Source organism: Pseudomonas sp. G1002 (assembly GCF_013385455.1).
GTDB lineage: Bacteria > Pseudomonadota > Gammaproteobacteria > Pseudomonadales > Pseudomonadaceae > Aquipseudomonas.
The window spans coordinates 220,499-234,385 of sequence record NZ_JACAPY010000036.1 but is presented as its reverse complement, the minus strand read 5'-3'; the positions used below and the strand labels follow the sequence as shown (position 1 = coordinate 234,385).

The following is a 13,887-nucleotide window of genomic DNA, read 5'->3' as shown; positions in this document are numbered from 1 at the left end:
ATGCCGTTCAAACGTTGCGTGTCCCGATTGCTGGTTGCCTCTTTCGTGTGTGTTGCTGCAGGTGCGCCGGCGTTTGCCGCTACGCTGCACTCGGGCAAGTACGAAGGGCTGATGCTGGCCGTGACGCCCGAGCATCAGGTGGAGGGGTTTTATGCCGAGGAAATGGGCGAGGGCGTGACCCGCTCGTGCACGTTCTTCCTGCAGGGCAAGGTCGACGGTGCGAAGGCATCGGTGTCGACATGGCTGGATGAGGCCTATCCGGGTACCGTCGCGGCTTCCTCGGACGGTGTGATGCTGACCGTGGAGAAGGGCCGCGAACATCCCGGCTGCATCAACGTGTTGATGCCGGAAATTGCCACCGGCCTGGACCTGACCCAAACCACTGCCAAGAAATGGATTGGCCTGGTGACCGTTTCGTCCGACAAGGCCTTCCTGCAGAAGACCCCGGACGCCAAGGCCAGCCATCGTGCCTACGTGGTCAAGGACGATGTGGTCGCGGTACTGGCGTTTAAGGATGGCTGGGCCCAGGTCGAGTTCATCAATGGCGAAGGCCGCTCTTCCAAGGGCTGGATCAGCCAGGACCAGTACGCCAGGCTGGTCCCCGCAAAAGGCTGAAGATGCTGCTGCGCCCGCGCGTAGCGGGGCGAAAACCGGTTAGCCGAAAGTCTCCCGCAACAGCCCCGCAAAGGCATCCCGCGCCAGGTGGCGTTGGGTGTCCTTGTGCCAGAACAGCAGGTTATCCACCGCCGCCAATTCGTCGAAGCGGTAGGACGTCAATTGGTTGGCCTGCTCGTAGCGCGCCAGGATGCCTTCCGGCGCCAGTGCCACGCCAATCCCCGCGCTGACGCAGCCAATGATCGTGCCCCAACTGGCATAACTTGCGATGGCAGGCTTGATGTCGTGGGGCTTGAGCCAGTTCTCCAGGGCTGCGCGATACGGGCAGCCTGGCGGCCACACCAGCAGCGTGCGGCCGGCCAGGTCCCGGGCGTCCTCGATGGGTGCGCTGGAGGCGCTGGTAATCAGCACCAGGCGCTCGCTGTAGACCACGCTTTGTTCGAGCTTCGGGCGTTTGCCGCCGGCGGCCACCAGCGCGGCGTCGATGCGGTGATGTTGCAGGTCATCGAGTAACTGCGCCCAGGCGCCGGTCACCAGTTCCAGCTCCACTTGTGGATAACGTCGATGGTATTCGGCCAGCAGCGGCGGCAGGCGGCCACTGGCGCTGGATTCCACTGCGCCGATGCGCAGCTTGCCGCGGGGAATCGCGTTGCTGTCGACGGCACGCTTGGACTCTTCCACCAGCGCGAGGATGCGCTCGCAGTAGTCGAGAAACACTTCCCCTGCGGCACTGATCGCCAACCCGCGCCCGGCGCGAATGAACAGCGGGGTACCCAACTCGCTTTCCAGTTGCTTGATGCGTGTGGTGATGTTGGACGGCACGCAGTGCAGTTGCAGGGCGGCCTGGGCCACGCTGCCGGTTTGTGCCACGGCTTTCACCATTTTCAGTTGGGCCAGTTCCATCGCTCAGTTCCAGTGATTACAGAAGTCAGAAACGGTTAATTGTCCTGCGCCTTGCCGAGGCCAAGACTGACGGCATTCCCACTGCTGGACGCCGTTCATGAAAGCCCCGTCACCTGTAAAGCTTACGCTAGTCACTGCCAGCGTCATCCTCTGTTGGGCGTATTCGCCGATTGGCGTGCATCTGGCCTTGCACAGCTACAGCCCTGGCCAGTTGGCCTTGGGACGGTTCCTGATTGCTTCGGTATTGATGGCCGGCGTCGCGTTGGTCATGAGGATCGAGCGGCCACGTCTGCGGGACCTGCCGTGGTTGCTGGTGCTGGGCTTCTTCGGGATTTTCCTGCATCACCTGACGATCAATTTCGGCCAGCAATTTGTCACGGCCGCTGCCTCCAGTGTGCTGGCGCAGTCGGTTCCGCTATTTACGGTGCTGGTGGCGTTTTTCGGCTTGAAGGAGCGAGTTACCGGCTGGCGCTGGGGTTGCGTGCTGCTGGGCTTGAGCGGGGTGCTGGTGGTGATCTGGGGCGAGCATGGCCTGGGGCAGATTGATCCCCGTGGACTGATGATCCTGCTGGCGGCGCTGTCGTGGAGCCTTTATTTCACCATCCAGAAACACTATTCCCGGCGCTACAGCCCGCTGACCACGGTGTGCTACACCGTGTGGTCGGGCACCTTGCTGCTGTGTGTGTATTTGCCGGGTTTGCCGGCGGTGGTGTCGCAATCATCGACCCAAGCCAACTGGGCGGTGTTGTTGCTCGGCGCCTTTCCCAGCGCCCTGGCGTACCTGGCCTGGGCCTATGTGTTGCGGCATGTCGAGGTCAGCCGCGCGTCAGTGGCGTTGTACCTGGTGCCGCCGGTGGCGATGGTGATGGCCGCCACGCTGCTGGGCGAGCAGGTTTCGCTGCGCGTGGTGCTGGGTGGCCTGATCGTGCTGGCCAGTGTCGGCGCCATCAGCCTCGAAGGGCGCTGGCGCCGCAAGCCGTTACGGGTTCACGGTGAACACCCGCAGGCGGTGACCGTCGGGGTCCTGGGCGACAAAGGTGTAGCCGAAGTCCGCCTCGACCGGTGACTGGATGATGCTCATCCCGAGTTGCACCCAGCGTGTGTGCAAATCGTCGACCGTTGCGATATCAGCGACGCAGAAACCCGCCTCGCTACCGCCAACCGAGGCGTGGGCCGCAGGCTCCACGGTATGGCGCGACCACAGGCCGAGTTTCACCCCGTTGTCGAGGATGAACAGCGCAAAGGTCGGCCCCAGCTCCACCGGCGGCTTGTCCAGCAGTCGGCTGTAGAGGTTGGCGCTGGTGGCCGGGCTGTCGACGTACAACAAAAAGTAATGGGCAATGCTATTCATGATGACTCCGTGGAATGACGCAGCAATGGCGCGGCTCAGTCCCTAGTCTAAGGGGCTGTCCTGTCAGTTCATGTCAGGAGTCATCAAGCAAAGAGCAGACAGTCAATCTGGCTGTCTGCTCTTTTTATTGCGTGCACGTGTGTTGCGAGCTCTAAGGCTTGGACAAGGCCTGGTCTACCGCTGCGATCAGCTTTCCCAGATCCTTCGGGGTGGCTTTGTGAATGACACCGAACAGATAAGCGCGCTGTTCCTCCTCGTCGACCAGGTCTGCGAAAAAGACTTTCAGCTTCACTCCCAGCGCCTCTGCGAACAAGAACAGTGCCTCGACGCTGGGTGTATAGGTGCCGGTTTCGAAGCGGCTGATGGTTTTAGGGTCAAAACCGGTTTTTTCACCTAGTTCAGCCTGAGTAAGCCCTGCGACCTTGCGGTAACGTCTGATGGCTGGACCCAAACTTGAAATGTGCATCGCTCAATTCCCATTTAGAATCAAGAACTTAACGATAAATCTTAAAATTAGACAACCGCATGTACCATCACCTTTTCTTGCAAAATGTGATGTAATTCGTAGAATCGGCATCTAGGACAAGTATTTGGTGGTCTCGTTTCAGAAGGCAGGTTTATGAAACAGGAAATCATTGCTCTCTCCTTACTCTCATAAATGTGCCCATAAAACGGACGCCTGGCAGGGACTGAAATGTCGCTCGTCAGTGCCACGCTTCATTGCGCCTCACGTGCCGGATACCCGAATTCAAGCCTAGTTGATCATCACTGAATGGATGATGAATTGCTGTGCAAAATCGTGGGTTTGCGTACCTTTGCGGCCAACCAGCCGATCGACGGCGCAGCCCGACTGGAAATACGAATCCGCCTGTCCTGCCTATCCGGTGGTCGAGAGGGCGATCGAATGCTGTCCATGGAGCTTTAACGTGCGTCTCAATTTGCCGGTCACTGCTGTTGAACAGACTTTTGGGGAGCAGCAACGGCTAATTTCCGCAACTGACGTCAACAGCCATATTACCTACTGCAACGCCGAGTTTGCCGCCATGAGCGGCTTTACCCAGGCCGAGCTGATCGGCAGCACCCACAACCTGGTGCGCCACCCGGACATGCCGCCCGCCGTGTTCCAGCTGATGTGGAGCTACCTCAAGGCCGGGCAGAGCTGGATGGGCGTGGTGAAGAACCGCTGCAAGAACGGCAACTATTATTGGGTCAGCGCTTATGTGACGCCGATTCTTGAGGACGGGCGGCTGACGGGCTATGAGTCGGTGCGGGTCAAGCCCACCCGCGAACAGGTGCGCCGCGCAGAAGCGCTGTACGCGCGGTTGCAGGCAGGTGGTGCGGCGGTCTCGCCGGTGCGGCGTGTGGCGTCTGTGTCCCGGGCCATGGCGTTGCCACTGGCGGCTGCCGTTGCCAGTGTCGCCGCCTTCCAATGGGTTCCGGGTGTGTGGGCCCAGGCGTTGACTGTCGGCTTGTTTCTCGGCCTGGGTGTCTGGGGGCATCAACGCTTGGGGCTACAGCTCAAGCAGATTGTGCAGAACACGCCCAATACCTTTTCCGACCCCATCAGCGCCATGACCTACAGCGACGCGCTGGGGCCGACCGCGCAGCTCGAAATGATCCTGATCAGCGAAGAAGCGCGACTTAAAACCGCCCTGACGCGCCTCAGCGACCTGGCCAACCAGATGGCCGAAGCAGCCGCCCATTCCAGCGTGTTGTCGAGCACCACCGAATCGGCGTTGCTGGAACAGCGCGCCGAGACCGACATGACCGCCGCCGCCATGACCGAGATGGCTGCGTCCATCGCCGAAGTGGCGATGCATGTGCAGCAAACCGCCAGCGAAGCTCACACCGCCAACACCCTCGCCGAGCAGGGCAGCCAGGTGGCCGGCACGTCCCGCGAGGCGATCCAGCTGCTGGCCGGCACCGTCACCCAGATCAACCAGGCGGTGGGCAACCTGGCCGGGCAGACCCAGCAAATCCAGGTGGCCGCGAGCATGATCCAGGCAATCGCCGACCAGACCAACCTGCTGGCCCTCAACGCGGCCATTGAAGCGGCCCGCGCCGGCGAGCAGGGCCGTGGCTTTGCCGTGGTGGCCGACGAGGTGCGCGCCCTGGCGGGCAAGACGCGGGAGTCGACCCAGCAGATCCAGGGCATCATCCAGAACCTGCGGGCGGGCGCCGATGAGGCGGTCGAGATCGCGAGCCTGGGCATTCACGAGGCCGAGCAGGGCGTGCAGCAAGTACTTGAGGCGCAGCAGGCGCTGCAAGGCATTCGCCACGCGGTGGAGCGTATTACCGGTATGAGTCAGCAAATGGCTGCTGCCTCACAGGAACAATCCCACGTCGCCGAGGAAGTTTCACAGCAGATCAATAACGTTGCCGCCACGGTGCAAAAGACAGCGGGCAATGCCAACGCTGCAGTCACCCGTGGCCGGGAACTCGAAAGCATCTCTTCCGGGTTGCGCGCCCTGGTCGAGCGGTTCAACCGCTAGCCACAGTGAGCCTGACTCATGGACGAGAAATACCGCAGGGCCGTGGATGCAGCCGCCATTTTCTCCGAGACTGACCTGGCGGGCTGCATCACTTACGTCAATGACCAGTTCTGCGGCATGTCCGGCTACGGGCGTGACGAGTTGCTGGGGCAAAATCACCGCATTCTGAGCTCGGGACTGCACCCTGCGGGGTTCTTCCAGGGCATGTGGCAAGCCATCAGCGAAGGCCGGGTGTGGCGTGGGGAAATCTGCAACCGGGCCAAGGATGGGACGTTGTATTGGGTGGACAGCACCATGGTGCCGCTGCTCGATGAGAAGACCGGGCGCGTGCAGAAGTACGTGTCGATCCGCTTTGATGTCAGCGAAAAGCGCCAGCTGTTGCACACCCTGCAATGGCGGGTCGGCCACGATGTGCTGACCGGCTTGCCGAACCGCGCCTATCTGTCGGAGTTGCTTAACCAGTCCCTGGAGTTCTCCCGCAGCGAAGACATCCCGTTGGCGTTGTGCATGCTCGACCTGGACGGCTTCAAGGCGGTCAACGACGGGTATGGGCATGCCTGTGGGGATCTGTTGTTGGTGGAAGTGGCCACTCGGTTGCGGGAGATCATCCGCGGCGAGGACGTGGTCGCCCGGCTCGCCGGTGACGAATTTGTGCTGATCCTGCGTTATGTGCGCGATATCGACGAGCTGAACGGCGCCTTGCTGCGCATCCTCAAGGCGATTTCCGAGCCGTACTCGATCCAGGGGGCGGAGCTGAATGTGTTCGCCAGCATCGGCGTCACGCTGTTCCCCCTGGATGACGAGGACGCCGACACCTTGCTGCGCCATGCCGACCAGGCGATGTATGTGGCCAAGCAGAGCGGGCGCAACCGCTACCAGTTGTTTGATGTATCCCTGGAACAGGAGGTCAAGGCCAGCCACCAGACCGTGGAGCAGATCCGCCAGGCCCTGGCGGCGGGCCAGTTGTGCCTGCATTACCAGCCCAAGGTCAACTTGCGCTGCGGCACGGTGGTGGGGTTCGAAGCGTTGTTACGCTGGCAGCACCCCGAGCGTGGCCTGGTGAAGCCGGGGGATTTCCTGCCACTGATCGAGCAGACCGACCTGATTGTCGATATCGGCGAATGGGTGATCGCCCAGGTGTTGGGCCAGATGCATCGCTGGCAGGTGCATGGGCATTGGTGGTCGGTGAGCGTGAACATCGCGGCGCGGCACTTCCAGCGCGAGGATTTTGTCGAGCGCCTGCAAGACTTGCTGGCGCAATACCCGCAGGTGGAGCCGCACCGGCTGGACCTGGAGATCGCCGAGTCGGTGGCCATCGACAATATCCAGCGTGTCACCCAGCACCTGGAGGCCTGCCAGGCCTTGGGCGTGCAGTTCTCCCTGGATGATTTTGGCACCGGCTATTCCTCCCTGAGCTACCTCAAGCGCCTGCCGACCCAGACCATCAAGATCGACAAGTCGTTCGTGCGCGACATCCTGCACGACAAGGACGACCTGGCGCTGACCAAGGCCGTGATCGGCCTGGCCCGCGCGTTTGGCCGCGAAGTGATTGCCGAAGGCCTGGAAACCCTGGAGCACGGCCAGCTGTTGATGCGCATGGGCTGCGAAGTGGCCCAAGGCTATTTCATCGCCCGGCCGATGCCTGCGGACGACGTGCCGGGTTGGGTCGAGGGATTTGCACCGCCGCCGCAGTGGCAAAAGCTCGAGTGATGTTTACTGTGGCGAGGGAGCTTGCTGTGGCGAGGGAGCTCCCTGGCCAGCAAGCTCCCTGGCCACAAGGACAATCAGGTGATCTTAAGGGGCGGGAGCGCTGTTCCCGATATACAGCTGGATGATTTCATCAATCTCCCCGGACATTTTCATCCGCAGCAACGTGCGCAGGATCTGCTGCCCCGGCACCTGCGGGTCGTTGCGCACATAGCAGCCCAGGCGTTGCTCCTCAATCACGGCCACCGTATGCAGGCGCTGTGTGGGCGGTAATTGCTGATTGAAGCGGTCAAGGATCCATTCGTTGATCACTGCATAGTTGAAGCGTCCGGCCACCAGTTTTTGCAGCACTTGCTCTTCACTGCGGCTGTCGTCGCGGCTGAACTGGCCGCTGGCGAAGCGCGCCTCCAGGGTCGGGTAGCTGTAGCCGAGTACCGTGCCGATGTGTTGCGGCGCAAGGCTGTCCAGTGCCACTGACGTTGAGGGCACGCGCCCGGCGGCCAGCACATTGCGCTGGACCAGCAGCGGGATGCTCCAGGTGTAGTCCCCCGACAGGTTGTTCAGCCACGCCGGTGTCACGTAGCAGCGCACGTCCACATCCCCGCGCTCCATGGCGGTGTCGATGCGCGCACGGGGCAGCACATGGAATTTCGCAGGACGGCCGACCTGGGTGGCCAGGCTCAACATCAGGTCATACAAAATCCCTTGGGTGGGCTGGCCCTGGTCAAGTTGCACCATGGGCATGGTCCAGCTGTCGGAAATGGAGAATCGCAGAGGTGCGGGTGCCGCCAGGCTGACCGTGGCAATCATCCACAAGGCGCCCAGGACTGCGCGCATAAATTCTCCGGGTTCAGCCTTTTACAGGCTTGGTCAGACCAGCTTAGTCAGATTAGACGAGCGTGCCGGATGCAATTTCCCCCTTGCTCCGCTAGCATTACCCGCTTCCGCTTCCCAGTTGCGACGGTTTTCGATGAGTTATCAGGTTCTTGCACGTAAATGGCGTCCGCGCTCGTTCCGCGAAATGGTCGGCCAGACCCATGTGCTCAAGGCTCTGATCAATGCCTTGGACAGCCAACGGCTGCACCACGCCTACCTGTTCACCGGTACCCGCGGGGTGGGCAAGACCACCATTGCCCGCATCATTGCCAAGTGCCTGAACTGTGAAACCGGCATCACCTCGACGCCGTGTGGTACCTGCTCGGTGTGCCGGGAAATCGACGAAGGGCGTTTTGTCGACCTGATCGAGATCGACGCCGCGAGCCGCACCAAGGTCGAAGACACCCGCGAGCTGCTCGACAACGTGCAGTACGCACCGAGCCGTGGCCGCTTCAAGGTCTACCTGATCGACGAAGTGCACATGCTGTCCAGCCACTCCTTCAACGCCTTGTTGAAGACCCTGGAAGAGCCGCCGCCCTACGTCAAATTCATCCTGGCCACCACCGACCCGCAGAAACTTCCTGCAACGATTTTGTCGCGGTGCCTGCAGTTCTCCCTGAAAAACATGACCCCGGAGCGTGTGGTCGAGCATTTGACCCACGTGCTGGGTGTCGAGAACGTACCGTTCGAAGACGACGCCCTGTGGTTGCTGGGTCGTGCCGCCGACGGCTCGATGCGTGATGCCATGAGCCTTACCGACCAGGCCATCGCCTTCGGTGAAGGTAAAGTGCTGGCCGCCGACGTGCGGGCGATGCTCGGCACCCTGGACCACGGCCAGGTGTTCGACGTGCTGCACGCGCTGATCGAAGGCGACGCCAAGGCGTTGCTCGAAGCCGTGCGCCATCTGTCCGAGCAAGGCCCGGACTGGAATGGCGTGCTGTCGGAAATCCTCAATGTGCTGCACCGCGTCGCCATCGCCCAGGCCCTGCCCGAAGGTGTCGACAACGGCCACGGCGACCGCGACCGCGTGTTGGCCCTGGCCCAGGCGTTACCGGCCGAAGACGTACAGTTCTACTACCAGATGGGCCTGATTGGGCGACGTGACCTGCCGTTGGCACCCGATCCGCGGGGCGGCTTCGAAATGGTCCTGCTGCGGATGCTGGCCTTCAGGCCCGCCGACACGGCGGATGCGCCGAGACAGCCGCTAAAGCCAGTGGGGATCAGCCAGGCCACAGTTGATTCCGCCAAACCAGTGGCTGGCCCGGCTGTTGTCGCGCCAGTGGTTGCGCCGCCTGCGCCGGTTGCACAGGCCGCCGCCCCGGTTGTCGCCGAGCCCGTGGCGCCTGTGGTGGTGCCGGAGCCGGTGGTTGAGCCTGCGCCCGTGCCTGAAGTCGATCTGCCGTGGAACGACCCGGTAGAGGCCGAAGCCGAGGTCGAGCTGCAGCCTGCCGTCGAGCCGGTGCTGGAAACCACCAGCGAGCAGCCTGAACTGACACCCATGCCCGCGCCGACCCCGGACAGCGTGGTGCCGGACGCCCCCGAGTGGGTTTCGGCCCCGGTGCCGGAGCCGACCGTTGCGCAAGTGGACGCCGCCACCCCGGGCACCGACCTCGACGACGAGCCGCCGCTGGACGAAGATTACATCGAGCCGGACATGGATTCGGCCTACAGCTACCTGGACGACCTGGCCAGCGAACATACCGCCGAGCCTGCCCCGGAGCCTGAACCCGAACCTGCCGCGATGCCGGCCACCGGCCTGGCGTTGCAATGGCTGGAGCTGTTCCCGAAACTGCCGATCTCCGGCATGACCGGCAGCATCGCCGCCAACTGCACCCTGATTGCCGTTGATGGCGACCACTGGCTGCTGCACCTGGACCCGGCCCACAGCGCCCTGTTCAACGCGACCCAGCAGCGCCGGCTCAACGATGCCCTGAACCAGTTCCACGGGCGCACGCTGACCATCAGCATCGAGCTGATCAAGCCCGAGCAGGAAACCCCGGCCCAGGCGGCGTCCCGTCGCCGGGTCAACCGCCAGCGCGAGGCTGAAGAGTCGATCCACGGTGATCCGCTCATCCAGCAGATGATGCAGCAGTTTGGCGCGGTGGTGCGGCACGATACTATTGAACCTGTAGAAGCCCCGGTACCCCAAGCGTCATAACCCGGGGCCAATAATTGATCCACGTACTTTTGAGGTGATTCCCATGATGAAAGGTGGCATGGCCGGCCTGATGAAGCAGGCGCAGCAGATGCAGGAAAAGATGGCCAAGATGCAGGAAGAACTGGCCAACGCCGAAGTCACCGGTAAAGCCGGTGGCGATATGGTCAGCGTGGTGATGACCGGTCGTCACGACATCAAGCGCGTGAGCATCGACCCAAGCGTATTGCCGGGCGTCGGCGAAGACGACCTGGAAATGCTCGAGGCGCTGTTTGCCGCGGCCGTCAACGACGCCGTGCGCAAGATCGAAGCTAACAGCCAGGACAAGATGTCCGGCGTGACCGCTGGCATGCAACTGCCACCGGGCATGAAGCTGCCGTTCTGATCGGCAAGCGCAGCACCGAAAATGCCAGGCCCCGCGCCTGGCATTTTTTTGGCCGGCTATTTTCCATACCCGTAGCAGCTGGCGCTCGACAACGGCTACTGCGAGAGTTTTGTCGAACCCTGGACCCTGTGTTGGGGTCTGCACCCTATACCGTTGAATTCAATCACCGATAGAAGGAGCCTCGCTGATGTCCGAAGCATTGACCCTCAACCAGCGCATTGTGCTGGTCTCACGCCCCCACGGCGCACCGGTGCCGGAAAACTTTCGCCTGGAGCGCGTCGCGCTGCCGGAACTGGCCGACGGCCAGGTTTTGCTGAAGACCCTTTACCTGTCCCTGGATCCCTACATGCGCGGGCGCATGAGTGATGCGCCGTCCTATGCTGCGCCGGTAGAAATCGACGAAGTGATGACCGGTGGCGCTGTCAGCCGCATCGAACAGTCCCGCAATCCGAAGTTCGAGGTGGGTGACCTGGTGGTCGGTTCCACCGGCTGGCAGAGCCACAGCATCTCCGATGGGCGCAACCTGATCCCGGTACCGAAGGGACTGGCCAGCCCGTCCATGGCCCTGGGTGTGCTGGGTATGCCCGGCATGACCGCCTATATGGGCCTCACCGATATCGGCCAGCCCAAGTCCGGGGAAACCCTGGTGGTGGCGGCCGCTTCCGGTGCGGTGGGCTCGGTGGTGGGCCAGGTGGCGAAGATCAAGGGCCTGCGGGTGGTCGGTGTGGCGGGTGGCGCCGACAAGTGCCGCTATGTGGTGGACGAGCTGGGCTTTGATGCCTGTGTCGATCACAAGAGCGACAACTTTGCCGAGGAGCTTGCCCAGGCCTGCCCCAAGGGCATCGATATCTACTTTGAAAACGTCGGCGGCAAGGTATTCGACGCGGTCGTGCCGCTGCTGAATGCCAAGGCGCGCATTCCCTTGTGTGGCCTGATCGCCGGCTATAACGCCCACGAAGCGCCCAGCGGTCCCGACCGGCTGCCGGCGTTGCAACGTACCTTGCTGACCAAGCGTGTGCGGATCCAGGGCTTTATCGTGTTCGACGACTATGGCGACCGCCAACCGGAATTCCTTAGTGCCATGGCGCCGTGGGTGCGGGATGGCAAGATCAAGTTCCGCGAGGACGTGGTGGAAGGCCTGGAGCAGGCACCTGAAGCCTTTATCGGTTTGCTGGAGGGGCGCAACTTCGGCAAGTTGGTGGTGCGGGTCGCACAAGATTGAGCATTTGACGCTAATCCGAGGCGCGGGTATAAACCGCGTCTCGTTGTTTTGTCGGACCTTTCCCCATGAGCTTCAGCCCCCTGATTCGTCAACTGATCGACGCCCTGCGCACTTTGCCAGGTGTGGGTCAGAAAACCGCCCAGCGCATGGCGCTGCAACTGCTGGAGCGTGATCGCAGCGGCGGCTCCCGACTGGCCCAGGCCCTGAGCCAGGCGATGGAAGGGGTTGGCCACTGCCGCCAGTGCCGCACCCTGACCGAGGAAGAGCTGTGCCCGCAATGCGCCGACCCGCGTCGCGACGACACGCTGCTGTGCGTGGTCGAAGGGCCGATGGATGTCTACGCGGTGGAGCAGACCGGTTACCGCGGGCGCTACTTTGTGCTCAAGGGCCACCTGTCGCCGCTGGACGGGCTGGGGCCGGAGGCGATTGGTATTCCGCAACTGGTGACGCGAATCGAGGAGCAGGGCACGTTCGTCGAGGTGATCCTGGCCACCAACCCGACGGTGGAAGGCGAAGCGACGGCCCATTACATCGCCCAGCTGCTGACCAACAAAGGCCTGATTACCTCGCGCATCGCCCACGGCGTGCCGCTGGGTGGCGAGCTGGAACTGGTGGATGGCGGGACCCTGGCGCATTCGTTTGCCGGACGTAAGCCGATCGCCCTATAACAAACACCGCAGAACAAAATGTGGGAGCGGGCTTGCTCGCGAATGCGGTGGTTCAGTCAATGCATGTGGCGACTGATACACCGCATTCGCGAGCAAGCCCGCTCCCACATTTGTTTTGTGGCGTTCACGAGTCTTTCCTCTTGCTTGATAACCAAGCAAGCGCTTGGTAAGTTCGCTCTACCGTCCCGTGGAGCTTGCCGATGTCTGCCTATCAGGAATACTTCGACCCCAGCCACCAATTGGTCCGCGACAGCGTGCGTCGTTTCGTCGAGCGCGAGATGTTGCCGGGCATCGAGCAGTGGGAGGAAGCTGAAAGCTTCCCCCGGGAGCTGTACCTCAAGGCCGGCGCGGCGGGGATCCTGGGCATCGGTTACCCCGAAGCCCTTGGAGGCAGCCACGAAGGTGACCTGTTCGCCAAGGTCGCCGCCAGCGAAGAACTGATGCGCTGCGGCTCCGGCGGGGTAGTGGCAGGGTTGGGCTCGCTGGATATCGGCTTGCCGCCCATCGTCAAATGGGCCCGGCCCGAGGTGCGCGATCGTGTGGCGCCGCAGGTGTTATCCGGCGAGAAGATCGCCGCCCTGGCCGTCACCGAGCCCGGTGGCGGCTCCGATGTCGCCAGCCTGCAGACCCGTGCTGTGCGCGACGGCGACCATTACCGGGTCAGCGGCAGCAAAACCTTTATCACCAGCGGCCAGCGTGCCGACTTCTACACCGTCGCCGTGCGTACCGGTGGGCCGGGCTTTGCCGGCATCAGCCTGTTGTTGATCGAAAAGGGCACGCCTGGTTTCACCACCGGTACACCGCTGAAGAAAATGGGCTGGTGGGCGTCGGACACTGCCGAATTATTCTTCGATGATTGCCGCGTACCCGTAGGCAATCTGATCGGCGCCGAGAACATGGGTTTCGCCTGCATCATGGGCAACTTCCAGAGCGAGCGCCTAGCCCTGGCCCTGATGGCCAATATGACTGCGCAGATGGCCCTGGAGGAAAGCCTGAAGTGGGCGGCCCAGCGCGAGGCCTTCGGCAAACCCATCGGCAAGTTCCAGGTGCTCAAGCATCGCCTGGCGGAAATGGCCACGGAGGTGGAGGTCTCGCGGGAATTCACCTACCGCCAGGCCGCCAAGATGGCCGCGGGCAAGAGTGTGATCAAGGAGATCTCGATGGCCAAGAACCTCGCCACCGACACCGCCGACCGCGTGACCTTTGATGCCGTGCAGATCCTCGGCGGCCAGGGCTACATGCGCGGCAACCTGGTGGAGCGGCTGTATCGCGACAACCGCATCCTGTCCATCGGTGGCGGGACTCGGGAAGTGATGAACGAAATCATCAGCAAGCAGATGGGCTTGTAGAAAGCGCTTTTGTGGCGAGGGAGCTGTGGCGAGGGAGCTTGCTCCCGCTGGGCTGCGTAGCGGCCCCAAGATCTTTGGGAGCGCTGCGCACTCCAGCGGGAGCAAGCTCCCTCGCCACAGCAAGCTCCCTGCCACACAAGCTCACTCGCCACACGAATCCCGGG

The 13,887-nt window shown here is 62.4% G+C and carries 14 protein-coding genes; 10 read left to right on the top strand and 4 right to left on the bottom strand.

The features are described 5' to 3' along the window. Positions 1-615 (top strand): hypothetical protein, encoded by a 615-nt coding sequence (locus tag HX801_RS24640; RefSeq protein WP_177022907.1) that lies wholly within the window; start codon positions 1-3, stop codon positions 613-615. Positions 616-654: 39 nt separating this feature from the next. On the opposite strand, the gene HX801_RS24635 is transcribed toward HX801_RS24640, so the two are convergent. Further along, positions 655-1,518: a LysR family transcriptional regulator gene (locus HX801_RS24635; RefSeq protein ID WP_003219067.1), complete on the bottom strand. Its 864-nt coding sequence runs from the start codon at positions 1,516-1,518 to the stop codon at positions 655-657. 97 nt (positions 1,519-1,615) lie between these two features. Here HX801_RS24635 and HX801_RS24630 point away from each other — a divergent pair, with 97 nt between their 5' ends. Next, positions 1,616-2,584: a DMT family transporter gene (locus tag HX801_RS24630; RefSeq protein ID WP_102368374.1), complete on the top strand. Its 969-nt coding sequence runs from the start codon at positions 1,616-1,618 to the stop codon at positions 2,582-2,584. Here HX801_RS24630 and HX801_RS24625 read toward each other — a convergent pair. After that, on the bottom strand, positions 2,498-2,869 hold the full coding sequence (locus tag HX801_RS24625) for a VOC family protein (RefSeq protein WP_177022906.1): 372 nt from the start codon (positions 2,867-2,869) through the stop codon (positions 2,498-2,500). The genes HX801_RS24630 and HX801_RS24625 overlap by 87 nt on opposite strands. A gap of 151 nt (positions 2,870-3,020) precedes the next feature. Then, positions 3,021-3,335, bottom strand: a complete 315-nt coding sequence (locus tag HX801_RS24620) for a helix-turn-helix domain-containing protein (RefSeq protein WP_003219061.1) — start codon at positions 3,333-3,335, stop codon at positions 3,021-3,023. Positions 3,336-3,641: 306 nt separating this feature from the next. Here HX801_RS24620 and HX801_RS24615 point away from each other — a divergent pair, with 306 nt between their 5' ends. From HX801_RS24615 to HX801_RS24605, 3 genes are read left to right on the top strand one after another with little or no spacing between them, the layout of a single operon-like run. Then, positions 3,642-3,794: a hypothetical protein gene (locus tag HX801_RS24615; protein WP_177022905.1), complete on the top strand. Its 153-nt coding sequence runs from the start codon at positions 3,642-3,644 to the stop codon at positions 3,792-3,794. A gap of 1 nt (position 3,795) precedes the next feature. Further along, positions 3,796-5,361 (top strand): PAS domain-containing methyl-accepting chemotaxis protein, encoded by a 1,566-nt coding sequence (locus HX801_RS24610; RefSeq protein ID WP_177022904.1) that lies wholly within the window; start codon positions 3,796-3,798, stop codon positions 5,359-5,361. Positions 5,362-5,379: 18 nt separating this feature from the next. Next, entirely contained in the window at positions 5,380-7,071 is a 1,692-nt protein-coding gene (locus tag HX801_RS24605; protein WP_003219057.1) for a bifunctional diguanylate cyclase/phosphodiesterase, read from the top strand. Between the two features lie 84 nt (positions 7,072-7,155). On the opposite strand, the gene HX801_RS24600 is transcribed toward HX801_RS24605, so the two are convergent. Then, positions 7,156-7,905: an ABC transporter substrate-binding protein gene (locus tag HX801_RS24600; RefSeq protein ID WP_087694838.1), complete on the bottom strand. Its 750-nt coding sequence runs from the start codon at positions 7,903-7,905 to the stop codon at positions 7,156-7,158. Positions 7,906-8,038: 133 nt separating this feature from the next. Between HX801_RS24600 and dnaX the strand changes: the two genes are divergently transcribed. The 5 genes from dnaX (at position 8,039) to HX801_RS24575 (ending at position 13,723) form a co-directional block, all read left to right on the top strand. Continuing rightward, entirely contained in the window at positions 8,039-10,102 is a 2,064-nt protein-coding gene (gene dnaX, locus HX801_RS24595; protein WP_177022903.1) for a DNA polymerase III subunit gamma/tau, read from the top strand. A 43-nt stretch (positions 10,103-10,145) separates the two neighbouring features. Further along, a complete protein-coding gene (locus tag HX801_RS24590) occupies positions 10,146-10,484 on the top strand; it encodes a YbaB/EbfC family nucleoid-associated protein (protein WP_003193199.1) in 339 nt (112 codons plus the stop codon). Between the two features lie 187 nt (positions 10,485-10,671). Beyond that, entirely contained in the window at positions 10,672-11,706 is a 1,035-nt protein-coding gene (locus HX801_RS24585; protein ID WP_003219050.1) for an NADP-dependent oxidoreductase, read from the top strand. 65 nt (positions 11,707-11,771) lie between these two features. Further along, a complete protein-coding gene (gene recR / locus HX801_RS24580; protein ID WP_003219049.1) occupies positions 11,772-12,374 on the top strand; it encodes a recombination mediator RecR in 603 nt (200 codons plus the stop codon). 200 nt (positions 12,375-12,574) lie between these two features. Beyond that, positions 12,575-13,723 (top strand): acyl-CoA dehydrogenase family protein, encoded by a 1,149-nt coding sequence (locus tag HX801_RS24575; protein ID WP_177022902.1) that lies wholly within the window; start codon positions 12,575-12,577, stop codon positions 13,721-13,723. The last annotated feature ends 164 nt before the right edge of the window (positions 13,724-13,887 follow it).